Raw genomic sequence first — 25,483 nt, 5'->3', positions numbered from 1 at the left:
CTGCGGCGTCAGACGATTGCCATCAGACAGCCGAGCAATGCGAGGCCGAAGAGGATGAGGCAGGCGGTGCGGTAGAGCGCGAGCGCGCGCTCCACATCCGCAGGGCCTGCTTCGGAACGTCCGTCGCCCATCCAGGCATCCTCGACGCGGATCGCGCCGTAGACGCGAGGGCCGGCGAGGCGCAGGCCGAGGGCGCCGGCCATGGCGGCTTCCGGCCAGCCGGCATTGGGCGACCGGTGGCGGCCGGCATCGCGGCGCACGGCCCGCCAGGCATTCCGAGCCGAGGCGCCTCGGTGGCATGCCGCGGCCGCGACGATCAGGCCAGCGGCGAGGCGCGAGGCCGGTAGGTTGACGACATCGTCGAGCCGGGCCGAGGCCCAACCGAAGGCCTCGTGGCGGAGCGTCCTATGGCCGATCATGCTGTCGGCGGTGTTGACCGCCTTGTAGAGGGCGCCCCCCGGCAGGCCGCCCACGCCGATCCAGAAGGCCGGTGCGACGATTCCGTCGGAGAAGTTCTCGGAGAGACTCTCGATCGCGGCGCGGCAGATCCCGGCCTCGTCGAGGCTTTCAGGATCGCGCCCGACGATCATCGCCACCGCGGAGCGACCTCCCGCAAGTCCATCGCTGCGCAGCCCCTCGGCGACGCGGGCGACATGATCGTGGAGGCTGCGCTGGGCCGGCAGGGCGGCGCAGGCGAGGCCGAGGAGTACGCTTCCCGGCCATAGGCCCGCAAGGCCGGCGAGAGCGCTTAGGGCGAGAGCGACGCTCGCCACAACCGCCAGCACGACGACGAGGGCGCAAATGCCGGCGATGCGGCGCCGGATCGGATCGCCCCGGTTCAGGCCGGTGTCCAGGGTGCCGATGAGGCGGCCGATCCAGGTGACAGGATGGCCGAGCGCCCTGTAGAGCGCGTCCGGATAGCCGGCCGCCGCCTCGATCGCGAGGGCCAGCGCCAGGATCGGAAGCGTGTCGGGCGTATGGGTGAGGGCGGTCCAGGGCATGTCGCGGCGGAGGCCTCTCGGATGGGGGCGCCGATCGCCCATGGCGGCGACCTCGACGCGGCCCGGCGCCTGTTTCCAGAAGCGCCGGAGCCGTGGGTCGACCTGTCCACCGGGATCAATCCGGTGCCCTATCCGTGTCCGCCGCTCGAAGCCAGCGCCTTCACGCGGCTGCCCTCCGCGGCGGATCTCGCGGGCCTCATCGCGGCGGCGGCGGAGGCCTACGGCGCCGATCCGGAGGCGATCGTTGCGGCACCCGGAACGCAGATCCTGATCGAGACTCTGCCGCGGCTGCGCCCGCCCTCGCGGGTCGCGGTTCTGGGGCCGACCTATGCGGAGCATGCGGCGGCCTGGAAGCGTGGCGGGCATGTCGTCGAGACGGTCCCGGACCTCGAATCCGCGGATGGCGCAGATGTCGTGGTGGTCGTCAATCCGAACAATCCGGACGGCAGATTACGTGCAAAACCGGATCTGCTCTCCGCGGCCGAAAAGCTGAACCGGATGAAGGGTTTGCTTGTCATCGACGAGGCCTTCGCCGATTTCGAGGCAATTTGCTCGGCGAGTTGCGCGGTCGGGCGAGGAATCGTGGTGCTGAGATCCTTCGGCAAGAGCTACGGTCTCGCCGGCTTGCGCCTCGGTTTCGCGATCGCGGCGCCGGATCGGGCGGAGGCGATCCGCCAGGCCCTCGGTCCCTGGGCGGTGGCGGGGCCCGCTTTGGCGATCGGACGAGCCGCCCTGTCCGACCGGCCGTGGCGCGAGGCCGCGGCTCGCGCGCGAGCCGCGGATGCGGGCCGCCTCGACCGCATGATCCTGCGGGCCGGAGGGAGGCTGGTGGGCGGGACATGCCTGTTCCGCACTGCCGATTTCTCCGATGGTCCGGCGCTGTTCCGGCGCCTCGGCCAGGCCGGCATCTATGTCCGCCGCTTCGAGGATGCCCCGCATCGCCTCCGTTTCGGCCTGCCGGCCGACAAGACCGAATGGTGCCGGCTGTCGCGGATTCTGCGCCGCGACGAGCTAGGGTGAGGCGGGCCGGCTTCGCTCGGCGACCGCCACCGCGAGCCCGGCGCTGGCGAAGACGGCGCCCACGCTGCAGACCCCCGGCCAGCCGAAGCTGAGGAAGGCGCGAGAGCCGGCGAAGGCGCCGATCGCCCCGAACACGAACATCGCCGTGAACAGCACCGTGTTGATCCGGCCACGCGCGCCCGGCACCAGGGCATAGGCCCGGGTCTGGTTGGCGATGAGCGCCGCGTTGATCCCGATATCGATGAGCAGAACGCCGATCCCCACCGCGATGAGCGAGGACGCCCCGGCGAGCCACAACACCGCGAAGGCGGCGATGACCATCGCGCCGCCGGCCAGCACCACCGGCCGGGCGCCGCGCTTGTCGGTGAACCGGCCCGAGAGGGGCGCGACCAATGCGCCGGCGACGCCGATCACGCCGAAGAGCCCGGCACCGGCGGCGGTGAGGTCGAAGGGCGGCGCCTCGACGAGGAGGGCCAGCGTCGCCCAGAACGCGTTGAAGCCCGCGAACAGAAAGGCCTGCGACAGGCTCGCGCTGCGCAGGGTCGGCTGCGTCTTCACGAGGTGAAGTACCGAGAGCATGAGGGCGCGGTAGCGCAGTGGCTTGGTCTGCGGGGTTCGCGGCAGGGTCGCGGCGGCGATCCCGGCCATCATCACGGCGACCACGCTGGCTGCAAGGAAAACGACGCGCCAGCCGAATTGGGCGCCGACGAAGCCGCTGACGGTTCGCGCGAGAAGAATGCCGCTGAGGAGCCCCGTCATCACCTGTCCGACCACGCGTCCGCGAGACGCATCCGGGGCGAGCTCCGCCGCGAACGGCACAGCCTGCTGCGCCGCCGAGGCGAGGAAGCCGACTAGGAGGCTGGCCAAGGCCAAGGTGAGGAGGTTCGGGCTCAGACCTGCCGCCAGTAATGCGACGCTCAAGCCGAGGGCTTGGCCGATGATCAGGCTCCGGCGCGGCAGGCTGTCGCCGAGCGGGACGAGCCCAACGATGCCGAGGCCGTACCCGATGAGGGAGGCGGTGGGCACCCACAGGGCTGCCTGTTCGTCGAAATCGCCGACCAGGAGGGCAAGGAGCGGTTGGTTGTAGTAGATGTTGGCGACCGCCGCGCCCGCGATCAGCGTGAGTCCGAGGCGGGCCCTGGCGGTCAGCCCGCTTGCGGTGGCGCTGCCTCCTCCCTCCACCGTCATCGAAGAGCCTTCCGGCGGAACGCGGACAGGCGTGTGGCTCTCGTCATATGGGCAAATCCCCGGGGGTGCGACGGCGCGGACTTAGCGCGCCAGTGGGGAAAAGGGACGGTGCGTCAGGGCAATCCAGCGCTGTGGCAAGGACATGCGGATGGGCAGCCGACAGGGCATCGGACCTGTGGCGTCGGAGCCCTGAAGTGGCGCACGGCTTGCCGATAAAGTTGAGCGAACCCATATAGAGGTTGTTACGGGTCTCACTATTCGGCGGCAAAAAGCCGGCTGACCGAGCTTGTCGTTCATCGAAGCGACGGCTTTCATATGGTCCATTTCGAGGCTCTACCCGGCCGATACTTGAGGCTGGTCCCACCACCTTCATGGAGTCAGACATGCCGAGTTACCGTGTCGCCTTCGCCAAGGAGATCATGGGCGTTCCCTTCACCGTCGGATCCGTGGAGATCGCACGTGCACGCGATGCCGGCCGTGCTTTGAGAGCTGCGGAGATCCGGTTCGCCCGCCAGCATGGCATTGGCGACTGGCGCCTGCGCGCGGATTGCTCACACATCGAGACCAACGCCCTCGGCAATTCCTGAGGGTCATTCGAGGGCGCTCGCGAAGAGCTATGGCCCTTCGGCGGCCGCCGTTCTAGATTGGAGGAGATGTCGATCGTATACATTTGATCGGCATCGCCATTCAGGGATGAGGGTTCGGGCGGCTCGACATGGCGGCGATCTCATTCTTCGGCGATCTCATCCAGACGATCAGCGATCGCGGCCGTGATCTCATCGGCTTCGGACGCGGCGATCTCGCCGCCCGCGCCAACGCCGTCGAGCTCGTCAATCTCTGCGAAGACCTCATTTCCCGCCGCGGCGAGGCCTCCGGTGTCGCTCTCGCGAGACTGATCCTGGAGCGCTACACGTCGCTGTCGGCGCAGGAGCGCGGCAGCTTCCTACGCCTCATCGCCATGGAATTCGGCGCCGACGACAAGGCGGTCGAGGATGCCATGGCGGCCTACCGCCGGAATCCGACTCGCGCTGCCTTGGGTGTGCTCCATGAGGCGGCCGAACCCCGAAGCCAGGAGCTGATCCGTCGCCTCAATCTTGCCCGCGACGGGACCCTCGCCCTCGTCCGCATGCGCGAGGACCTGATCAACCTGCGCCGCGAACTGCGCAAGGCAGGTGACGACGAGGCCCTGATCGAGGCCGCCGACAGCCTCGACAACGATTTCGAGCACCTGTTCGCATCGTGGTTCAACCGCGGCTTTCTGGTGCTTCGCCATATCGACTGGACGACGCCGGCCCACATCCTCGAAAAAATCATTCGGTACGAGGCGGTGCACGAGATCGACGGCTGGGACGACCTCCGCCGTCGCATCGAGCCGCGGGACCGGCGCTGCTTCGCGTTCTTCCACCCGGCGCTCGTCGACGAGCCTCTGATCTTCGTCGAGGTCGCGCTGACCGCCGGGATCGCCCCCGCCATCGCGCCGATCCTGGCGCATGAGCGCGAGATCCTGCCGCCGCGTACCGCCACCACGGCCATCTTCTACTCGATCTCGAACTGCCAGAAGGGGCTTGCCGGCGTCACCTTCGGCAACTTCCTGATCAAGCAGGTGGTCGAGGACCTCGCTCGCGAAATTCCGACTCTCAAGACCTTCGTGACCCTCTCGCCGGTGCCGGGTTTCTCGACCTGGCTCGACCGCGAGCGCCGGTCCGATGCGCCGCTCGGCCTGACCAAGGACGACGTCGAGACCCTGCGACTCCTCGACAGCCCCGATTGGTCCACCGACAAGGCCAAGAGCGAGGCCGTCCGAAAGGCTCTGCTGCCGGCCGCGGCGGCCTACTTCCTGCGCGCCAAGAACGATCGCGCACGGCCCGTCGATCCGGTGGCCCGGTTTCATCTCGGCAACGGCGCAAGACTCGAGCGGATGAACTTCCTCGGCGACGTCTCGCCGAAGGGGTTGGCTCAATCCTACGGCCTGATGGTCAACTACCTCTACGATCTTGCGGCGATCGAGAAGAACCACGAAACCTATGCCAATCTCGGCACCGTCTCGGCGTCGAGCGCCGTCAATCGCGAGTTGCGATCGAACCTCCCGCCACCGCGCGCCGTCGCCCTCGCGGAGGCCTGAGCGCCTCGCCAGGGATTATGGGTCTTCATGAGTCAGAGCCTCTTCGATCTCGTCCGAGCCCGCATGCCGGCGGAGCCGTCGGCCAAGACCTTCATCGAGACAGCCGACGGCCATCGTCACAGCTATGCCGACCTCGTGGCGCGCTCAGGCGCCTACGCGGCCGCCCTCGCGGCGCTCGGCGTGAAGCCAGGTGACCGCGTCGCGGTGCAGGTCGAGAAGAGCCCTGAGGTCGTGTTCCTGTATCTCGGCGCGGTTCGGGCCGGGGCGGCCTTCCTCCCCCTCAACACCGCCTACACCGCCACCGAGATCGAGTATTTCCTCAGCGACGCTCAGCCCTCGCTGTTCGTCTGCGATCCCTCGAAGCAGGAGGCAATGGCGTCGGCTTCGAAGGCGGCCGGAATCACCGAGATCCGCACCCTTGATGCTTCAGGTCGTGGCAGCATGGCGGAGGCCGCGGATGCGGCGCCGACCAATTTCGTCGACGTGTCCCGTGGCGGCGACGACCTCGCTGCCATCCTCTACACTTCGGGGACGACGGGGCGCTCGAAGGGCGCGATGTTGACCCACGCCAACCTCGCCTCGAACGCCGTGACGTTGGCGGAGACCTGGCGCTTCAGGGCCGACGACGTCCTGATCCACGCGCTGCCGGTATTCCATACCCACGGACTGTTCGTGGCGACGAACGTGATCCTCGCCAGCGGCGCGTCGATGATCTTTCTGCCCAGGTTCGATCCGAAGGAGATCCTTGGATTGATGCCTCGCGCCACCGCGTTGATGGGCGTGCCGACCTTCTACACCCGCCTCCTCAAGGAGCCGGGTCTGACACAGGAAGCCACGCGACGTATCCGCCTGTTCGTCTCCGGCTCGGCACCGCTGCTCGCAGAGACGCATCGCGAATGGCAGGCCCGCACCGGCCATGCCATCCTCGAGCGCTACGGCATGACCGAGACCAACATGAACACCTCGAACCCCTATGACGGCGCCCGCATCGCCGGCACGGTGGGATTGCCCCTGGCCGGCGTCTCGGTGCGGGTCGTGGACCCTGAAACCGGCGCCCACCTGCCGGCGGACGCGGTCGGGATGATCGAGGTGAAGGGCCCGAACGTGTTCAAGGGCTATTGGCGCATGCCCGAGAAGACCGCCGCCGAATTCAAGACCGACGGCTTCTTCATCACCGGCGACCTCGGCAAGATCGACCCGCAGGGCTACGTCCACATCGTCGGACGCGGCAAGGACCTCATCATCACCGGCGGCTACAACGTCTATCCGAAGGAGGTCGAGAACGAGATCGACGCGCTTCCCGGCGTCATCGAATCGGCGGTGATCGGGCTGCCGCACTCTGATTTCGGCGAGGGCGTCACGGCGGTCGTCGTCGCCCGTCACGATGCGCCGGGCGAGAAGGAGATGCTCACGATCCTCGAAGAGCGACTTGCCCGTTTCAAGTGCCCGAAACGCATCCTGTTCGCCGACGACCTTCCGCGCAACGCGATGGGCAAGGTCCAGAAGAACGTTTTGCGCGAGACCCATGCGGAGCTTTATCGCAGCTGAGTGTTCAACCGTCGCATACCGCTTGATAAATGGCCGCGGAACGGGCCAACCCTGACCGCTGTTCTTGGAGCGCGTAGCGGCCGTCGCTACGCCCCGATCCCGGTCCCATACGAATGCCATCGCCGCAAAAGCCGACGCCTCAGCCCGCAGAGAACAGCGCAACCGCAATGCTGTGGACGGGGCTGATGGGAGTGGCCCTGATCGTCGTGGCGGCGTCGGGAAAACGACGTGGCACCTCCTCTTCGCTCCTCTCGGAGAGGTCGGAGCCGGTCCAGACCGAAGGCGCCCACTCCTTCAGTGGCAGCGAGGCCGAGGCCGTCGCAGCCAGCGAGCCGGACCGGGGGCGATCGGCCAGGACACCACGAGAGATCTCGGCCTCCGGATGGAAGGACATCGCCTATCGGGTCTATCTCGAGTTCAACAAGGACCGCGTCCTGTCGGTCGCGGGAGGCGTCACCTTTTTCACGCTGCTCTCGCTCGTGCCGGCGATTGCTGCCCTGGTGAGCTGTTACGGCCTATTCGCCGACGCAACGGTGATAAACGGCCATCTCTCGGCGATGCAGGGAGTACTCCCGTCAGGTGCCGTGGAAATCATCGGCGACCAGGTCAAGCGCATCGCGCAGAGAAGCAACGAGTCGCTCGGTTTTACCTTCTTCACCTCGCTCGTCATCTCCCTGTGGAGCGCGAACGCCGCCGTGAAGGCGATCTTCGACGCGCTCAACGTGGTTTACGAGGAGGAGGAGAAGCGGTCCTTCGTCATGCTAAACCTGCGCTCGCTGACCTTCACGATCGGCGCGCTGGTCTTCATCATCCTGGCGCTTACCGGCATCGTGGTGCTGCCACTGGTGCTCAACTTCCTCGGGCTGGGCCAGGGCGCTTGGCTCATCGCGCAATTGCGCTGGCCGGCCCTGCTGGTGGTCCTGCTCGGCGGGCTGGCACTGCTCTATCGCTACGGCCCGAGCCGGGAGCGGGCACGGTGGCGCTGGGTTGGAACCGGGAGCGTCGTGGCAGGCCTGCTCTGGCTCGTCGCCTCAATTCTGTTCTCCTGGTACGTGGCCAATTTCGGCAATTACAACGAGACCTACGGCTCGCTCGGCGCTGTCGTCGGCTTCATGACCTGGATCTGGATCTCGACGACAATCGTGCTCCTCGGAGGCGAGATCAACGCCGAGATGGAGCACCAGACCGCCAGGGATACGACGACCGGGCCGGAGCAGCCCATGGGCCTGCGCGAGGCGCGGATGGCCGACACGCTCGGCGCCGCTGCTTGAGAGACACCGACTGCACTCGCGGATCAACGGACGGCACCCCATCTAACGGTCAGAAATCACGAACGGGAGGTTGCGATGACCGACATCGTCGACGGGACTCGGCAGGATAACGGCGTCGCTGCGCGCACGGATGCCGAATGGCGACAAATCCTGACACCCGAGCAGTATCGTGTCCTGCGCGAGCACGGTACCGAGCGCGCCGGCACGAGCTGCCTCAATGCCGAGAAGCGGCCGGGGACCTTCCATTGCGCCGGATGCGACCAGCCGCTGTTCCAGACCGGCACCAAGTTCGAATCAGGCACCGGCTGGCCGAGTTTCTTCGATCCCATCGATGGGGCCGTCGAGACCCAGGTCGACCGCAGCCATTGGATGACCCGCACAGAGGTGCATTGCGCCCGCTGCAAGGGGCATCTCGGCCATGTCTTCGACGACGGTCCGGCCCCGACGGGCCTGCGCTACTGCATGAACGGCGCCGCGATGCGGTTCGAACCGAACGCCTGAAGGCAGAGGTTTCGCCAATTCGGGAAGGGTGCCGAACCGACTCGGTCGCGGAGTCTTAACGAAGAATCGGTGCCTCATTCCATACGCCGGACCCGGCTGTCTTGATTTCGGCGCCTTTTTCCTTAGGCCATGTTCGGAGTTAGGGGCGCCGATCGTCTGAAGCGCCCGCTTCGTGCCGACGGACGACGGGTGTGTGTTTCACATCTGTGGCCGGCGGCCCTACAGACCTTCTGGTGGTCGATTGTCAGGCTGCATGGACCTTCGTCCTTGGCAGCATGCGTCCCGACTTCGTCGCCGGACGTCGTGGAGAGTGAGTATGAGCGTCAGCCGCCGTTTCCTGATCGCGTCCTCCCTTGTTCGCCTGATCCGGAAGGAGAGAGGTGGTTCGCGCATCACGGAAGGTTACTTTCCTCCTCAGGGCGGTCGGACCTCCTTCGTCCGTGTCGACGGGCAGAACTGTCACCTCATCCTCGTCGCCGCCGGGCAGGACGGTTCTTCGTCCGAGGAGCGCACAGAAGTGCCGCGCGCCCATGGCGACGCGCTCCTTGACGTCTGTTCGGGCAAGGCCGCGTACGACCGCACGGCCTTGGCACTCGGAGGTGGTCGCGAAGTGCTTGTCGACCGCTACGCTTCGCCCGCGCCCCTCGATCTCGTCAGCGTCGCCTTCGAGAACGGCGACGAGGCAGCCGGCTTCACGCCGCCGGTCTGGTTCGGACCCGAGGTAACCGCCGATCCCGCCTACGAGCGCCATGCCATCGGGATCAATGGCGCGCCGCAGCCCGGCGAGATCGGACTCAGCAACGCCTCAGTCGAGGCGGTCCTCGATCTCGTCGAACCGCGCTTTGGATTCGGCCGCTACAATGCGGCGCCCAAGGCGTCGGAGGATACGAGCGTCGTCAACGCGCTCCGCCGCATCGTCGGCAGCACGCCGCCGGCAGCGGCCGCGGTCGCTACGACTACCGCCAGCACCGCACCGTTCGTCGAGCCGTCACTTCAGGATGCACCGGAGGCGGCACACACGGAAACATCTGATGCAAACCGCGATCAGGACGCGAGCATGGATGATGTGTTCGAGAGCCTGTCACAGGCCCTCGGCGCTGCGGTGCAGCCGCCCCAGGAGCCAGCTCGCGAAGAGGACGGCTCGTTCGAACGCTGGACGGTGCGCCCCCGTCGCACGCAGTAGCTGTGCAATCAATCGAATGCGGCAATGATGTCGCAGGCCATGCTGCGTATGGAATAAGCGAAGCAGCAATACGTGATCGTGATTGAGGGTCATCACCGGAGCCGTTAGCGTCGCAACCCATCGGTCCGACGTAAACGACGCGCCATTGTAGTTGTGCGCGGATAGGTGAGGCGACATGGCCCAGACGATCACGCCCGCTGCCGCGCCGGCGGCCATCCCCCCGACATCGGTGGTCAAGGAGCCCTGGTACAGGGTCCTTTACATCCAGGTACTGATCGCCATCGCGCTCGGCGTGCTGCTCGGCTACCTCTATCCCGAAGTCGGCAAGTCGATGAAATGGCTCGGCGACGCCTTCATCGCGCTGATCAAGATGATGATCGCGCCGATCATCTTCTGCACCATCGTCCACGGCATCGCCTCGATCGGCGACCTCAAGAAGGTCGGCCGCGTCGGATTCAAAGCGTTGATCTACTTCGAGGTCGTCTCCTCGATCGCGCTCCTTATCGGGATCATCGTCGGCGAGGTCGTCCAGCCGGGTGCCGGCTTCGGGGCCGACGTGACCAAGCTCGACGCCAAGGCGGTCGAGGGCTACGCGAGCAAGGCGGCCTCCGATTCCACGGTGGCCCATATCCTCGGGATCATCCCGAAGAGCTTCTTCGACGCCTTCGCCACCGGCGACCTGCTGCAGGTGCTGCTCATCTCGATCCTGACCGGCGTGGTGCTGACCGGGATGGGCAAGAAGGGCGAGGGCATCACCCACGGCATCGACGCGGCCGGGCAGCTCTTCTTCCGCATCATCGGCATCATCGTGAAGCTCGCGCCCATCGGCGCCTTCGGGGCGATGGCCTTCACGGTCGGCCTGTACGGCATCGGCAAGGTCGTCGACCTCGCCTGGCTGGTCGGCACCTTCTACACGACCTCGCTGCTGTTCATCTTCGTGGTGCTCGGCGGCATCGCGGCGGTCGCCGGCTTCTCGATCTTCAAGTTCCTGGCCTACATCAAGGACGAGCTCCTGATCGTGCTCGGCACGTCCTCCTCAGAGACGGTGCTGCCGCACATGATGACCAAGATGAAGCGGCTCGGCGCCTCGGATTCCGTCGTCGGGCTGGTGATTCCGACGGGTTACTCGTTCAATCTCGACGGCACCAACATCTACATGACGCTCACTACCCTGTTCCTGGCGCAGGCGGTGGGCGCCGACCTGACCATAGGGCAGTACGCGACGATCTTCCTCGTCGCCATGCTGACTTCGAAGGGCGCCTCGGGCGTCACGGGCGCGGGCTTCATCACCCTGGCGGCCACGCTCGCGGCGATTCCCGGCAACCCCGTGCCGGTGGCGGCGATGACGCTCGTGCTCGGGGTCGACAAGTTCATGTCGGAGTGCCGCGCGCTCACCAACCTGATCGGCAACGGCGTCGCCACGGTCGTGGTTTCGCGCTGGGAAGGGGAGCTGGACCGCGAGAAGCTCGCCCAGGTGATGGCGCATCCGTTCTCGATCGGCACCGACATCTCGGACCATTCCCCCGACGCCGAGCCGGCTCCAACCACCATTCGCTGAGCCGAGCCGACGACATGGAACGGGGCCGGCCACGCATCGGGATCGACCTCGGCGGCACCAAGATCGCCGGGATCGCCCTCGATCCGAGCGGCGTGATCCTCGCCGAGCGGCGCATCGCGACACCGCGCGACGATTACGAAGGCACCGTCCGGGCGGTCGCGGAGGTGGTCGCCCAGCTCGAAGCCGAGGCAGGGCGTGAGGCCAGCGTCGGGGTAGGGATGCCGGGCGCGATCTCGCCCGCGACCGGCCTCGTCAAGAATGCCAATTCGGTCTGGCTCAATCGCCGCCCGTTCCAGGCCGATCTCGAGGCGAGCCTCGGCCGCCCGATCCGCGTGGAGAATGACGCCAACTGCCTCGCGGTTTCCGAGGCGGTGGATGGCGCGGCGGCGGGAGACTCCCTGGTCTGGGCGATCATCCTCGGCACCGGCGTCGGCTCGGGGATCGCGATCGACGGCGGCGCCCTGTCCGGCCGACACCGCATCGCCGGCGAGTTCGGCCATAACCCTCTGCCCTGGCCGCGCGACGACGAGCGGCCGGGCCCGGCCTGCTATTGCGGCCGCCACGGCTGTATCGAGACCTGGGTCTCCGGCACCGGCCTCGCCGCCGACCATGCCCGCTGCACCGGGCGGGCGATGAGGGGCGAGGAGGTGATCGCCGCGATGCGCGCGGGCGATGTCGCGGCGCAGGCCACTCTCGCGCGCCATCGCGACCGCCTTGCCCGCAGCATCGCCCATGTCGTCAATGTCATCGACCCGGACACGATCGTCATCGGTGGCGGCCTGTCGCGCGTGCCGGAGATCGTCGACGGCCTCGCCGAGGCAATGGCACCCTTCGTCTTCTCGGACCGCTTCGACACCCCGATCCTCGCCAGCCGCCACGGCGACGCCTCCGGCGTGCGCGGAGCGGCTTGGCTGTGGGGACAATCAAGAATGGGCGCCGTCGGGTAACCCTGTTCGCCGGCCAACCGAAGCGCCCATTGATCCAACTCCCGCCCTCAACCTGAGGCGCCCGCGTTAGCGGGCCTCGAAGGAGACCTCCAGCGAGGGGGACGATTACTGGAGCCCTCCTTCGAGGCCTTCGCTCCGCTCCGGCGCCTCAGGATGAGGGCGAGGACGGGAAGTGGGACGGCCGGCCTCGTAGATGCGTGACTATGGGGCTCCGCGCGAGACCGAATAGCCGCTAAGGACACTGGCTCGCCGGATCGGAAGCCCGCCATGACCCTGTTGATCACCCTCTCGCCCACCGATGTCGCTGCCCTGCATGAGCGGACGCTCGCGGCCTACGAAGCCTTCCGGGCGCGCGGCCTGAAGCTCGATATGACGCGCGGCAAGCCGGCGCCCGAGCAACTCGACCTCTCCAACGCGATGCTGACGCTGCCGGGCAACGGCGACTACCTCAGCGATGCCGGCGAGGATGCCCGCAACTACGGCGGACTCCAGGGTCTGCCCGAGACCCGCGCCCTCTTCGCCCCGGTGCTGCAGGCTCCATCCGAGCAGGTGGTGGTCGGCGACAATTCGAGCCTCGCCCTGATGCATGATTGCATCGCCTGGGCCCTCCTCAAGGGCGTGCCGGGCTCGCCCGCGCCCTGGGCACAGCAGCCCGTGACCTTCCTCTGCCCGGTGCCCGGCTACGACCGCCACTTCGCGATCTGCGAGGAGCTCGGGATCCGCATGGTGCCCGTGCCGATGACCGGTGCCGGACCGGACATGGACGCCGTCGAGGAGCTCGTCGCCGACCCGGCCGTGAAGGGGATGTGGTGCGTCCCGAAATACGCCAACCCGAGCGGCGAGACCTATTCCGACGAGACCATCCGGCGCCTTGCCGCGATGACGACCGGCGCCCCCGATTTCCGGCTGTTCTGGGACAACGCCTACGCGGTCCACCACCTCACCGGCACCCCGCACCAGATCCCCGCCATCCTCGACCTCTGTGCAGAGGCCGGTCACCCGGACCGGGCCTTCGTCTTCGCCTCGACCTCGAAGGTGACACTGGCGGGCGCCGGGCTCGCCTTCTTCGCGAGCTCGCCCGAGAACGTCCGGTGGTACCTCGATCGCGCCTTCTTTCGCACCATCGGCCCTGACAAGCTCAACCAGATCCGCCATGTCCGCTTCCTGAAGGACGAGGCTGGGATCGCGGCGCATATGGAAAAGCAGCGCGCCCTGATCGCCCCGAAATTCGCAGCCGTACTCGATGCGCTGGAAACACGGCTCGCCGGCACCGGCGCGGCACGCTGGTCGAAGCCGGAGGGCGGCTACTTCATCACCGTCGACGTGATGGACGGCACGGCGCGGCGGGTGGTGGCCCTCGCCAAGCAGGCCGGTATCGCGCTGACGCCGGCCGGCGCGACCTCGCCCTATGGCCAGGAGCCTCACGACCGCACCCTTCGCCTCGCGCCGACCTATCCGTCCCTATCGGATGTACGCGCAGCCGCCGAGGGCATCGCGTTGTGCATCCTGCTGGCGGCGATCGAGGGCCGGCAGGCGGCCGGTTGAGACACGCGGCGGAGCAGCCGGATTTCGCTTGCCAAGGGGCGCTGGTGAACATAAAGATATCTTTATGTCTAAACAGACCCCTCGATCCCCGGAGCCGATCGCCTTCTCGGACGCCCTCGGTTTGCTCCGTGCGGCTGCCGAGGAGACGCGCCTGCGCATCCTCGCGCTGCTTGCCGATGGAGAATTGTCGGTCTCCGATCTGACCGACATCCTCGGGCAATCGCAGCCGCGCATCTCGCGACATCTCAAGCTTCTGGTGGAGGCGGGCTTGGTCGAGCGGCATCGCGAGGGCGCCTGGGCGTTCTTCAGGCTGGTGGAGGGGCGCGCCGGCTTGGTCGATCCCCTGATCGGCGGTCTGGACGGTACGCGGGCTCCGCTATCGGAGGACCGTGCCCGCCTGGAGGCGGTGCGCATTCAGAGGGCCGAGGCCGCTCAGACTTTCTTCGCGCGGCTCGCGCCGAAATGGGATCAGCTCCGCTCGCTTCACGTGCCCGAGGCGACGGTGGAAGCTGCGATCGTCGATATCCTGGGCGGGCGGCCGATCCGCAGCCTGATCGATCTCGGCACCGGCACCGGACGGATGCTCGGTCTCCTCGCGGGGCGCGCGGCACGGGCCACCGGGCTCGATTCGAGCCACGCCATGCTGTCGGTGGCGAGAGCGAATCTGGAGCGGATGGGATTATCGCGGGTGGACCTGCGCCAGGGCGACATTCACGCGCCGCCCTTCGCGCGCGGTAGCTTCGACGTCGTGCTGGTCCATCAGGTGTTGCATTACCTTGACGACCCGGCCCGCGCCTTGCGCGAGGCGGCTCGCCTTGTCGCGCCGGGCGGCCGGCTCCTGGTGGTCGATTTCGCACCTCACAGCCTTGAATTCCTGCGCGACGCGCAGGCGCACCGCCGCCTTGGCTTCGCCGCCGAGCAGGTCAGCGGTTGGCTCGCCGATGCCGGTCTGCCGGCGGTGACCACCCGCGACCTCACGCCGGATGGCGAGACCGAACACCAGCTCACCGTAACCCTTTGGCTCGCGGCGCAGGCCGAGGACGCCTTGTCTTCCAACGAGGAATTGGCGGTCGCCTGATCGCTGGTCCGCCACCTTTTTCGCCGAACACCGTCTGAACCGATCGAGATTGAGGACGATCCGATGCCCACAGCCTCCCAGCACCGCGCCAGCCGCGACGGCTACCGCCCGATCCAGGTCTCGATCGAGTTCTTCCCGCCGAAGACCGACGAGATGGAAGCGATCCTCTGGGCCTCGATCGAGCGCCTGGCGCCAATGCAGCCCAAATTCGTCTCGGTGACCTACGGCGCCGGCGGCTCGACCCGCGAGCGCACGCACAACACCGTTGCCCGGATGGTGAAGGAGACGAGCCTCAAGCCCGCCGCTCACCTCACCTGCGTCGACGCCACACGCGAGGAGATCGACGCCGTGGTCCAGTCCTACTGGGATGCCGGCGTCCGCCACATCGTGGCCCTGCGCGGCGACCCGCAGGACGGGCTCGGCACCGCCTATCGGCCGCATCCAGGCGGCTACGCCCAGACCGCCGACCTCGTGGCCGGCATCAAGCGCATCGGCGACTTCAAGGTCTCGGTCTCGGCCTACCCCGAGAAGCATCCGGAGGCCGCCTCCCTCGATGCCGATATCGACGCGCTCAAGGCCAAGGTCGATGCCGGCGCCGACCAGGCGATCACGCAGTTCTTCTTCGAGAACGACGTGTATCTGCGCTACATCGACAAGGTCCGCGCGGCGGGCATCGAGATCCCGATCATCCCGGGCATTCTGCCGGTGCAGAATTTCAAGGCGGCGGCGAACTTCGCGCGCCGGGCCGGTGCCTCGGTGCCCTACTGGCTCGCCGCCCGCTTCGAGGGTCTCGAGACCGACGTCGAGACCCGCCGCCTCGTCGCCGCGGCGGTGGCGGCCGAGCAGGTCCTCGACCTCGTCGACCAGGGCGTCAACGACTTCCACTTCTACTCGATGAACCGCTCCGACCTCGTCTATGCGATCTGCCACCTGCTGGGCCTGCGCTCGCAGGCGCCGAAGGTGGCGACTCAGAAGGCGGCTTGAGGCCGTGGATTCCCGGCCCTCCACCTCAGCCTGAGGCGCCCGCGCCAGCGGGCCTCGAAGGAAGGCTGCCGGGACCGCACAAACATCTGGAGGGCTCCTTCGAGGCCTCCGCTTTGCTCCGGCACCTCAGGATGAGGTGAATTGATGGGACCGACGCGTTCCAAAGGAACAGCAATGACCGATCTCCGCCCCGTCGACGGCACCGAAATCGAAGCGGCCCTGCGCCAGCGCGCACAGGAAAAGATCCTCGTCCTCGACGGGGCGATGGGCACCGTGATCCAGCGGCTGAAGTTCACGGAAGAGGATTTCCGGGGCTCGCGGTTCACCGACCACGGCCACGACCAGAAGGGCAACAACGACCTCCTGATCCTGACCCAGCCCGACGCGATCCGGCAGATCCACCTCGACTACTTCCTCGCCGGCGCCGACGTCTGCGAGACCAACACCTTCTCGGGCACCACCATCGCCCAGGCCGATTACGGCATGGAGTCGATCATCCACGAGCTGAACGCGGAAGGCGCGCGTCTCGCCCGCGAGGCGGCGAAGCTCGCCGAGGAGCAAGACGGCCGCCGCCGCTTCGTGGCCGGCGCCATCGGCCCGACCAACCGGACGCTCTCGATCTCGCCCGACGTGAACAATCCGGGCTACCGGGCCGTGACCTTCGACCAGGTGAAGCAGGCCTATGCCGAGCAGGTCCGCGGCCTGATGGATGGCGGCGCCGAGCTCATCCTGATCGAGACGATCTTCGACACGCTCAACGCCAAGGCGGCGATCGCGGCGACGTGGCAGGTCTTCGACGAGCGCGGCGTCAAGCTGCCGATCATGATCTCCGGCACGATCACCGACCTCTCGGGCCGCACGCTGTCCGGCCAGACGCCCGAGGCGTTCTGGAACGCCCTGCGCCATTCGGCGCCGCTCACGATCGGCCTCAACTGTGCGCTCGGCGCCAAGGAGATGCGCGGGCATATCAGCGAGCTGTCGCGTATCGCCGACACCCTGGTCTGCGCCTACCCGAATGCCGGCCTGCCCAACGAGTTCGGCCTCTACGACGAGAGCCCGGAGGCGATGGCCAAGCTCGTGGGAGAGTTCGCGGCAAGCGGCATCGTCAACATGGTCGGCGGCTGCTGCGGCACCACGCCGGACCATATCCGCGCCATCGCTCAAGCCGTGGAGGGTTGCAAGCCCCGCACGATCCCCGAGGTGCCCCGCCTGATGCGGCTGTCGGGGCTCGAGCCCTTCACGCTCACGAAGGAGATCCCCTTCGTGAACGTCGGCGAGCGCACCAACGTCACCGGCTCGGCCAAGTTCAGGAAGCTGATCACGGCCGGCGACTACGCCGCCGCCCTCGACGTCGCCCGCGATCAGGTCGCGGCGGGCGCCAGCATCATCGACGTCAACATGGACGAGGGCCTGCTCGATTCCGAGAAGGCGATGGTCGAGTTCCTCAACCTCGTCGCCGCCGAGCCCGACATCGCCCGCGTGCCGGTGATGATCGATTCCTCGAAGTTCCACGTCATCGAGGCCGGCCTCAAATGCGTGCAGGGCAAGGCCATCGTGAACTCGATCTCCATGAAGGAAGGGATCGGGAAGTTCATCGAGGACGCCAAGGTCTGCCGCTCCTACGGCGCGGCCGTGGTGGTGATGGCCTTCGACGAGCAGGGCCAGGCCGACACGCTCGAGCGCAAGGTCGAGATCTGCACCAAGGCCTATCGGGTGCTGACCGAGGAGGTCGGCTTCCCGCCGGAAGACATCATCTTCGATCCGAACGTGTTCGCGGTGGCGACGGGCATCGAGGAGCATAACGGCTACGGCGTCGCCTTCATCGAGGCGACGAAGATCATCCGCGAGACGCTGCCCCACGCCCATATCTCGGGCGGCATCTCGAATCTCAGCTTCGCCTTCCGCGGCAACGAGCCGGTGCGCGAGGCGATGCACGCGGTGTTCCTCTACCACGCCATCAAAGTCGGCATGGATATGGGCATCGTGAACGCCGGCCAGCTCGCGATCTATGACGAGCTCCCGGCCGAACTGCGCGAGCTCTGCGAGGACGTCGTCCTCAACCGCCGCGACGATTCCACCGATCGCCTCTTGGAGGCGGCCGAGCGCTTCAAGTCGGGCGGCGGCGTCCAGGCGAAGGTGGCCGACCTGGCCTGGCGCGACGCCCCCGTGGCGAAGCGGCTGGAGCACGCCCTCGTCAACGGAATCACCGAGTATGTCGTGGCCGATACCGAGGAGGCGCGGCTCGAGGCCGCTCGCCCGCTCCACGTCATCGAAGGCCCCCTCATGGCCGGCATGAACGTGGTCGGTGACCTCTTCGGCTCCGGCAAGATGTTCCTGCCGCAGGTGGTCAAATCCGCCCGCGTGATGAAGCAGGCGGTGGCCTATCTCGAACCCTTCATGGAGGCGGAAAAGCTCGCCAATGGCGGCGACGGCAAGCGCCAGGCCGCCGGCAAGGTGTTGATGGCAACGGTGAAGGGCGACGTCCACGATATCGGCAAGAACATCGTCGGCGTCGTGCTCGCCTGCAACAACTACGAGATCATCGATCTCGGTGTGATGGTGCCGGCGGCCAGGATCCTCGACGTCGCCCGCAAGGAGAATGTCGACATCGTCGGCCTCTCCGGTCTGATCACGCCCTCCCTCGACGAGATGGTTCACGTCGCCGCCGAAATGGAGCGTGAAGGCTTCGACGTCCCGCTCCTCATCGGCGGCGCCACCACGAGCCGGGTCCACACGGCCGTGAAGATCCATCCCTCCTACGAGCGCGGCCAGGCGGTCTACGTCACCGATGCGAGCCGCGCCGTCGGCGTGGTGTCGAGCCTGCTCTCGAAGGAGACCCGGGGCGCCACGATCGAGAAGGTCCGCGCCGAGTACCGCAAGGTCGCCGATGCCCATGCTCGGTCCGAGCTCGACAAGCAGCGCCTGCCCCTCGCCAAGGCCCGCGCCAACCCGTTCAGGATCGACTGGTCCGGCTATCAGCCGAAGAAGCCGAGCTTCACAGGGACCCGCGTCTTCCGCACCTACGAGGTGTCTGACCTCGTCCCCTATATCGACTGGACGCCCTTCCTGCAGACCTACGAGTTCAAGGGCCGCTACCCGGCGATCTTCGAGGATCCGGCTCAGGGACCGGCCGCCAAGGCCCTGTTCGACGACGCTCAAGCCATGCTCAAGCAGATCGTCGAGGAGCGCTGGTTCAACCCGAAGGCGATCCTCGGCTTCTGGCCGGCCAACAGCGTCGGCGATGACATCGCGCTCTATACCGGCGAGAGCCGCTCGGAGAAGCTCGCCACGTTCCACGGCCTGCGCCAGCAGCTCACGAAGCGCGACGGGCGGGCCAATACCTGCCTGTCGGACTTCGTGGCACCCGAAGGCTCCGGCATCGGCGATTATGTCGGCGGGTTCGTCGTCACGGCAGGGCTCGAGGAGGTCCGCATCGCCGAGCGCTTCGAGCGCGCGAACGACGATTACCGCTCGATCCTGGTCAAGGCACTCGCCGACCGCATCGCCGAGGCGCTCGCCGAGCGCATGCACGAGCGGGTGCGCAAGGAGTTCTGGGGCTACGCGCCGGACGAGTCCTACGCGCCGGAGGAGCTGAGCAAGGAGGAATATGCCGGCATCCGCCCCGCGCCGGGTTACCCCTCGCAGCCAGACCACACCGAGAAGGTCACCCTGTTCGACCTGCTCCAGGCCGAGCCGCGGATCGGCGTGAAGCTCACGGAGAGCTACGCGATGTGGCCCGGCTCGTCGGTCTCGGGCCTCTACATCGCTCACCCGGAGGCGCATTATTTCGGCGTCGCCAAGGTCGAGCGCGACCAGGTCGAGGATTACGCCGCCCGCAAGGGCATGGACATCTCGGCCGTCGAGCGCTGGCTCGGTCCGATCCTGAACTACGATCCCGCGCGCTACTTCGCTGTGGCCGCCGAGTAGGCGGGACGGAACGTCGATCTCCTGCTATATCTCACGTGAGATATGGCAGGAGGCGCCTATGGGTGACATCGCGAAGGTCTTCTGGTCCGGCCGCTCGCAGGCCGTGCGCTTGCCGAAGGAGTTTCGCTTCGACGGCAAGGAGGTGCGGATTCGGAAGGAGGGGGATGCGGTCATCCTCGAACCGATCGAGGAAGACGAATGGAGTGACCTGCCCCGATTGTCCGACGAGGATGCCGATGCGATCCTGGCGTTCGTCGAGGAGGAGGTGCCGCAGCAGGAGCGCCCCGAGTTGGACGGCTTGTTCGACAGCTTATGAAATACCTTCTCGACTCAAATGTCGTCATTGCACTGTTGAAGCGTCAGGAGACTGTGACGGAGCGCATCTATCGCCATTCGCGACGAGACCACGGGCTTTCCTCGATCGTCATCCATGAGCTGCTCTTCGGCGCTTACCGGTCCCTACGGATAGAGCGGGGCATGGCTGCCCTCGAAGGGTTGCGGCTGACGATCCTCGATTTTAACGCGGACGACGCCCGGAAAGCGGCTGAGATCCGAGCCCATCTCGCCACCGCCGGCACCCCCATCGGCCCCTACGACGTGCTGATAGCGGGTCAAGCCCTGCAGCGCGGCCTCGTGGTGGTCACGCGCAACACCCGCGAATTCTCGCGCGTCCCCGGGCTCGCCGTAGAGAATTGGGAAGACGAAGCCGGTTAAGCTCCACCGGCATGGGCTTGACCGGGAAAGCCGAGCCGTTCCAATGCGGCGGGGATCGTGTGCGATGAGGCGGGTATCGGTGATGGGGAAGCGGCTGGCGGTTCCGCTCGTCCTGGTGCTCGGTGCGGCGCTCTCCGGGTGCACGGGCTTTGCCTACATCTCGAAGACCTATGTCAGCCTGAGACCCCAGGTGGTCACGATCGGCTGCAACGAGCCTTACGAGGTCTACGACCAGCGCCAGACCCGGCAGATGCTGATCGTATCGAACGGCCCGCGCGAGGTCGCGGGTTGCGGCCTCGACGGCGAGGATCCGGTGGCGAGCCGCCCCAGGCGCTTCAGGGCCGCGGCCCGCACCTATCTCGACGAAACCGTACGCGACCAATGCCGGATCGTCGGGGAGACCGTCTTCACCGATCGGCAGACCGAGTTCGCCTATGCCTGCGACGAGCCGATCGAGCCGCGCGGCACCAAGGTCCCGAGGCTGCCAGGCCGCACGGCAGTCGGCGCCGGCAGTCGCTAGGCCTCTCAGCCAGGCGTGCCGGGGCGCGGGAAGGTCCGCTCGGCGGCATCTCCCGCGGCGGCCAGGAGGGCGCGGGCGAGATGCCTGGCCTCGACACGGTCCAGGGCCAGGATCGCCGTGAAGGGCTGTCCGTTCAGGTCCTTGAGGTCGAGGGCGAGCTGAACGCCGTCCTCGGACGGTGCCACCGAAAGGCTCCAGTCCCGCTCCTTGTTCGGCCCCTGCATGGTGCGTGATCTCCCGCTTGGGCGAAGTCCGCCGAAGCGGGCTCTGAATGAACCATCGCCACGGCCCTGTCGATGTGGCGGAGATTGACCTCGCCCCCTTCCCCGGTGTTTGTGCGCGCGCCGCACCCAAAGGGGAGCGGCTTTTGTCAAAGGAATGGTAGGCGATGTCCGAGATCTGGTTCCGCACGGGCGAGGCGACGGTGCTCGCCGCCGAGGGTCAATTCACTGACGCGATGCCCGAGGTGATGATCGGCTCCACCCGCGGACCCGTCGGCCAGGCCTTCGCCGGCATGATGGGCCAGGTCCAGGGCCATACCCGGATGTTCGTGGTGCGCGACCTCAACCAGCTCGTGCGCCCCGCCACGATGATGACCACCAAGGTGACGATCCATACGGCCGAATACGCCGAACTCCTCGGCGGCGTGGTCCAGGCGGCCACGGGCGACGCCATCATCGATTGCGTGATCGAGGGCATCCTGCCGAAGGACGGCCTCGACGAGCTCTGCATGATCATCATGATCTGGCTCGACGAGCGCTGCGCCGCCGACCCCAACGTCGACCGCAAGGATCTCTACCGCACCAATTACGAGGCCACGAAGCTGGCGATCGGCCGCGCCATGCGCGGCGAACCTACGATCGACGAGCTGATCGCCAACCGCAAGACGGTGAAGCATTACGCCCTGGAAGACGTGATCGATTACTGACCGGCGTCGCCTCGGGCTCTTATCTCTCACCCCGGCGGGATGCGCCCCACCGAGCACAGGGTCCGGATCGTTCCTGTCGCGTCGGTGTAGCAGCTCGCCGACCAGCCGTTCTGCTGGATGAAGGACTTCCGGCGTTCGCGCAGGGACGTCTCGTAGGCCTTGGCAATAGCGGCCTGCACGGCCCCGGCGGGTTCGCCGACCACGGCCTCTGCGGCGATGGCGAGATCCTGAAAGTAGAGGGCCGACGGGGTCGGATCGCTCGAGGCGGCCTGCGCGATCGGCTCGGCCCGACAGGTGAGATCGATCTTGGTGCTGCCCGGCACCTTGATGTCGATGCTCGGCCCCTGCCGCCGCCCGACCTTGCCGCCGGTGGCAGCCGCGATGCGCCCCGCGAGGGCATCGCACTCGTCGGCCATGGCGGGCGTGGCGAGGAGGAGGGTGGTCAGGATGATCCGCAGCATGGCGGCACCCTAATGAGGGGTCAGCGGTTGTCGAGCGGTGGACGTATCCCACTCAATGGAAATCCCGGCTGCGGTAGACACGCCGGTCCGGAGGAGCGCCGAAATCCGTGGTCTCAGGCGGCAGTTTCAGGCCGCCCTCGCGCAGGAGGCGCAGCTCCGGCGTCAGATCACGAAAGCGCTCGGCGAGGAGGTGGACGACGAGACCCGCGCGCTGGATCCGGCCGCTGACGACGAGGAAGCGGGCGCTCATGGCGATCCGCCGGTTGGCCTCGAACACCTTGCGCCAGACGATGACGTTGGCGATGCCGGTCTCGTCCTCCAGCGTCAGGAACACCACGCCCTTGGCCGTGCCCGGACGCTGACGGGTGAGGACGAGTCCCGCGACGGTAATCCGAGTGTTCTGGACGAGTGCAGGGTCGTGATGAGCCGCGGCGGTGATCGCGCCGAGGCGGGTCAGGCGCTCGCGGAAGAAGGCGACGGGATGGCCCTTCAGCGAGAGGCCGGTGGAGACGTAATCCTCGGCCACGTGCTCGGACGGCGCCATCTCCGGCAGATCTACCGCCGGCTCGGCCCGGAAGAGCCCGTCATCAGCGTGGAAGGCGAAGAGTGGCAGCGGCGCCTCCAGGAGGTGCGCCCGACGGTCGAGACCGCCTTGAGCCGCGGCCTTGCGGGCCGAGAGGCCTTCGAGGCTGCGCACCGCCCAAAGGGCGGCCCGGCGGTCGAGTTCGAGGGAGCGGAAGGCATCGGCCTCGGCCAGGCGCTCCAGGATGTTGCGGGGCAGGGCGAGGGCCGCCTGCAGCCCCTCGATGCTGGCATAGCCGTTGCCGCGCAAAGCCACGAGCCTCTGCATTCCGGCCCTGGGCAGCCCGTTCACCTGGCGCAGGCCGATCCGCACGGCAAAGCGCCGTTCCGGCTCGGGACGAGGCTCAGAGGGCGGCTCCAGGGTGCAGTCCCAGTCGCTGGCATTGACGTCGGGGCCGCGGACTTCGACGCCATGGGCGCGTGCGTCGCGCACCAGCTGGGCCGGCTGGTAGAAGCCCATCGGCTGCGAATTGAGAATCGCCGCGAGGAAGACGTCGGGGTGCCGGCACTTCATCCAGGCCGAGGCGTAGACGAGGATGGCGAAGCTCGCCGCGTGGCTCTCGGGGAAGCCGTAGGTGGAGAACCCTTCGATCTGCTTGAAGCAGCGCTCGGCGAAATCCCGCGGGTAGCCGCGCCCCGTCATGCCCTCGATGAACTTGGTGCGGAAGTTCACGATCTGGCCGTTATGCCGGAAGGTGGCCATGGCCCGGCGCAGGCCGTCGGCCTCGGACGGGGTGAAGCCCGCCGCCGTGATGGCGATCTGCATCGCGTGCTCCTGGAACAGCGGCACGCCGAAGGTCCGCTTCAACACGCCTTCGAGCTCATCCTTTGGACCGTGTTCAGGCGATGGGGAGGGATAGATCACCTCCTCGCTTCCCTCCCTGCGGCGTAGGTAGGGATGGACCATGTCGCCCTGGATCGGGCCGGGTCGCACGATCGCGACCTGCACGACGAGATCGTAGAATTCCTTCGGCTTCAGGCGCGGCAGCATCGACATCTGCGCCCGGCTCTCGACCTGGAACACGCCGACGGAATCGGCCTTGGAGAGCATCGCGTAGACGTCCGGCTCCTCGCGCGGGATCTCGGCGAGGCCGACGAGGTCGCTCTTGCCGTGGTCGCGCTGCAGGAATTCGAGGCCGCGCTTGAGGCAGGTGAGCATCCCGAGGGCCAGCACGTCGACCTTGAGGAGGCCGATCGTGTCGATGTCGTCCTTGTCCCATTCGAGGAAGGTGCGGTCCGGCATCGCCGCATTGCCGATCGGCACGGTCTCGTCGAGCCGCCCCTTGGTAAGGACGAAACCGCCGACATGCTGCGACAGGTGGCGCGGGAAGCCGATGAGCTCGACGGCGAGGTCCACCGCCTGGCGGATCGCCGGGTTCTTCGGGTCGAGCCCGGCCTGGGCAATGTGCTGGTCGGGCAAGCCGTCGCCCCAGGAGCCCCAGACCGTATCGGCCATCATGCCGGTGATGTCCGGCGTTAGGCCCAGCACCTTGCCGACCTCGCGGATGGCGCTCCTCGGCTTGTAATGGATCACCGTGGCGCAGATCGCGGCGCGCTCGCGTCCGTAGCGGGTGTAGAGGTGCTGGATCACCTCCTCGCGGCGCTCATGCTCGAAATCGACATCGATATCGGGGGGCTCGTCGCGGCTGTCCGAGATGAAGCGTGCGAAGAGCAGCTTGATCTCGGTGGGATCGACGGCGGTGATGCCGAGGCAGTAGCAGACCACGCTGTTGGCGGCCGAGCCGCGGCCCTGGCAGAGAATTCCCTTGTCGCGGGCGAACTCGACGATGTCGTGGATAGTGAGGAAGTAGCGCGCATAGTCGCGCCGCCGGATCAGGTCGAACTCCTCCTGCAGCGAGGTCTCCACCGATGCGGGAACGCCGTCGGGATAGCGCCAGCGCGCCCTGTCGCGGGTCAGGGCTTCGAGATGCTCCTGCGCCGTCATGCCCGGCGGGACCGGCTCGTCGGGGTACTCGTATTTCAGCTCGCCGAGCGAGAAGGAGCAGCAATCCGCGATCTCGATGGTGCGGGCGATGGCCTCGGGATGGTCGGCAAAGAGGCGGGCCATCTCTGCCGCATCCTTGAGGTGGCGCTCGGCATTGGCCTCCAGGCGGTAGCCGGCTTGCGTCAGGGTGCAGCCCTCGCGGATGCAGGTGACGACGTCCTGAAGCGGCCGTCGAAGCGGCGCGTGATAGAGGGCGTCCGACACCGCGACCATCGGGGCGCCCGACCGCATGCCGAGCGCGGCGAGGCGCCCGAGCCGGCGCTTCTCGTCACCTCGGGCGCGGTGGCTTGCCCCGAGGAAAGTCCTGCCTGGGGCAATCACCGCCAGTGAGGCGAGGAAGGCGGGAAAAGGATCGTCCGGCACATCGAATCCTATCTCCGGCGGAATGGCGATGAAGATC

The 25,483-nt window shown here is 67.2% G+C and carries 22 protein-coding genes; 17 read left to right on the top strand and 5 right to left on the bottom strand.

The annotated features are described in order from the left end of the window. Positions 1–8: 8 nt before the first annotated feature. The gene (cbiB, locus tag K2Y56_RS10710) at positions 9–1,001 is read right to left on the bottom strand and encodes an adenosylcobinamide-phosphate synthase CbiB (protein WP_292507394.1); all 993 of its coding nucleotides are present in this window, start codon (positions 999–1,001) and stop codon (positions 9–11) included. Positions 1,002–1,022: 21 nt separating this feature from the next. Here cbiB and cobD point away from each other — a divergent pair, with 21 nt between their 5' ends. Beyond that, on the top strand, positions 1,023–2,021 hold the full coding sequence (gene cobD, locus K2Y56_RS10705; RefSeq protein WP_292507366.1) for a threonine-phosphate decarboxylase CobD: 999 nt from the start codon (positions 1,023–1,025) through the stop codon (positions 2,019–2,021). Here cobD and K2Y56_RS10700 read toward each other — a convergent pair. Further along, positions 2,013–3,209 carry an MFS transporter gene (locus K2Y56_RS10700; protein ID WP_292507365.1) on the bottom strand — a complete coding sequence of 399 codons (1,197 nt, stop codon included), beginning with the start codon at positions 3,207–3,209 and terminating at the stop codon, positions 2,013–2,015. The two genes, cobD and K2Y56_RS10700, sit on opposite strands and share 9 nt — an antisense overlap. Before the next feature lie 383 nt (positions 3,210–3,592). Between K2Y56_RS10700 and K2Y56_RS10695 the strand changes: the two genes are divergently transcribed. The 15 genes from K2Y56_RS10695 (at position 3,593) to K2Y56_RS10625 (ending at position 21,107) form a co-directional block, all read left to right on the top strand. Then, on the top strand, positions 3,593–3,796 hold the full coding sequence (locus K2Y56_RS10695) for a hypothetical protein (protein ID WP_292507364.1): 204 nt from the start codon (positions 3,593–3,595) through the stop codon (positions 3,794–3,796). A gap of 128 nt (positions 3,797–3,924) precedes the next feature. Then, complete coding sequence (locus tag K2Y56_RS10690) at positions 3,925–5,331, top strand: malonyl-CoA decarboxylase (RefSeq protein WP_292507363.1); 1,407 nt, start codon at positions 3,925–3,927, stop codon at positions 5,329–5,331. 27 nt (positions 5,332–5,358) lie between these two features. Further along, positions 5,359–6,879 (top strand): malonyl-CoA synthase, encoded by a 1,521-nt coding sequence (locus K2Y56_RS10685; protein WP_292507362.1) that lies wholly within the window; start codon positions 5,359–5,361, stop codon positions 6,877–6,879. 113 nt (positions 6,880–6,992) lie between these two features. Next, the gene (locus K2Y56_RS10680) at positions 6,993–8,150 is read left to right on the top strand and encodes a YihY/virulence factor BrkB family protein (protein ID WP_292507361.1); all 1,158 of its coding nucleotides are present in this window, start codon (positions 6,993–6,995) and stop codon (positions 8,148–8,150) included. A gap of 75 nt (positions 8,151–8,225) precedes the next feature. Beyond that, positions 8,226–8,651 carry a peptide-methionine (R)-S-oxide reductase MsrB gene (gene msrB, locus K2Y56_RS10675; protein ID WP_292507360.1) on the top strand — a complete coding sequence of 142 codons (426 nt, stop codon included), beginning with the start codon at positions 8,226–8,228 and terminating at the stop codon, positions 8,649–8,651. Between the two features lie 316 nt (positions 8,652–8,967). Then, a complete protein-coding gene (locus tag K2Y56_RS10670) occupies positions 8,968–9,834 on the top strand; it encodes a hypothetical protein (RefSeq protein WP_292507359.1) in 867 nt (288 codons plus the stop codon). Between the two features lie 175 nt (positions 9,835–10,009). Then, complete coding sequence (locus tag K2Y56_RS10665; RefSeq protein ID WP_292507358.1) at positions 10,010–11,392, top strand: dicarboxylate/amino acid:cation symporter; 1,383 nt, start codon at positions 10,010–10,012, stop codon at positions 11,390–11,392. Positions 11,393–11,406: 14 nt separating this feature from the next. After that, positions 11,407–12,339 (top strand): ROK family protein, encoded by a 933-nt coding sequence (locus tag K2Y56_RS10660; RefSeq protein WP_292507357.1) that lies wholly within the window; start codon positions 11,407–11,409, stop codon positions 12,337–12,339. A gap of 267 nt (positions 12,340–12,606) precedes the next feature. Further along, positions 12,607–13,884, top strand: a complete 1,278-nt coding sequence (locus tag K2Y56_RS10655) for an aminotransferase class I/II-fold pyridoxal phosphate-dependent enzyme (protein ID WP_292507356.1) — start codon at positions 12,607–12,609, stop codon at positions 13,882–13,884. Between the two features lie 64 nt (positions 13,885–13,948). Beyond that, entirely contained in the window at positions 13,949–14,962 is a 1,014-nt protein-coding gene (locus tag K2Y56_RS10650) for a metalloregulator ArsR/SmtB family transcription factor (protein ID WP_292507355.1), read from the top strand. A 63-nt stretch (positions 14,963–15,025) separates the two neighbouring features. Further along, a complete protein-coding gene (metF, locus tag K2Y56_RS10645; RefSeq protein WP_292507354.1) occupies positions 15,026–15,946 on the top strand; it encodes a methylenetetrahydrofolate reductase [NAD(P)H] in 921 nt (306 codons plus the stop codon). A gap of 174 nt (positions 15,947–16,120) precedes the next feature. Beyond that, entirely contained in the window at positions 16,121–19,873 is a 3,753-nt protein-coding gene (gene metH / locus K2Y56_RS10640; protein WP_292507353.1) for a methionine synthase, read from the top strand. Between the two features lie 58 nt (positions 19,874–19,931). Next, the gene (vapB, locus tag K2Y56_RS10635; RefSeq protein ID WP_292507352.1) at positions 19,932–20,189 is read left to right on the top strand and encodes an antitoxin; all 258 of its coding nucleotides are present in this window, start codon (positions 19,932–19,934) and stop codon (positions 20,187–20,189) included. Further along, positions 20,186–20,587: a type II toxin-antitoxin system VapC family toxin gene (locus tag K2Y56_RS10630; protein ID WP_292507351.1), complete on the top strand. Its 402-nt coding sequence runs from the start codon at positions 20,186–20,188 to the stop codon at positions 20,585–20,587. The genes vapB and K2Y56_RS10630 overlap by 4 nt, the downstream gene beginning before the upstream one ends. Before the next feature lie 64 nt (positions 20,588–20,651). Continuing rightward, on the top strand, positions 20,652–21,107 hold the full coding sequence (locus K2Y56_RS10625) for a hypothetical protein (RefSeq protein ID WP_292507350.1): 456 nt from the start codon (positions 20,652–20,654) through the stop codon (positions 21,105–21,107). A 5-nt stretch (positions 21,108–21,112) separates the two neighbouring features. Here K2Y56_RS10625 and K2Y56_RS10620 read toward each other — a convergent pair whose 3' ends face one another. After that, positions 21,113–21,331 (bottom strand): hypothetical protein, encoded by a 219-nt coding sequence (locus K2Y56_RS10620; protein WP_292507349.1) that lies wholly within the window; start codon positions 21,329–21,331, stop codon positions 21,113–21,115. A 164-nt stretch (positions 21,332–21,495) separates the two neighbouring features. Between K2Y56_RS10620 and fae the strand changes: the two genes are divergently transcribed. Beyond that, positions 21,496–22,035, top strand: coding sequence for a formaldehyde-activating enzyme (fae, locus tag K2Y56_RS10615; protein WP_292507348.1), 540 nt, complete (start codon positions 21,496–21,498; stop codon positions 22,033–22,035). A 26-nt stretch (positions 22,036–22,061) separates the two neighbouring features. Here the strand turns inward: fae and K2Y56_RS10610 are convergent, their stop codons facing one another. After that, complete coding sequence (locus K2Y56_RS10610; RefSeq protein WP_292507347.1) at positions 22,062–22,496, bottom strand: hypothetical protein; 435 nt, start codon at positions 22,494–22,496, stop codon at positions 22,062–22,064. Between the two features lie 52 nt (positions 22,497–22,548). Next, positions 22,549–25,483 (bottom strand): error-prone DNA polymerase (locus K2Y56_RS10605; protein WP_292507346.1); only part of this gene is annotated, 2,935 nt, incomplete at its 5' end.

This window comes from Methylobacterium sp., from assembly GCF_019745455.1.
Taxonomy (GTDB): Bacteria; Pseudomonadota; Alphaproteobacteria; order Rhizobiales; family Beijerinckiaceae; genus Methylobacterium.
The sequence above is the reverse complement of the archived record's forward strand: the minus strand, read 5'-3'. Positions and strand labels throughout refer to the sequence as shown.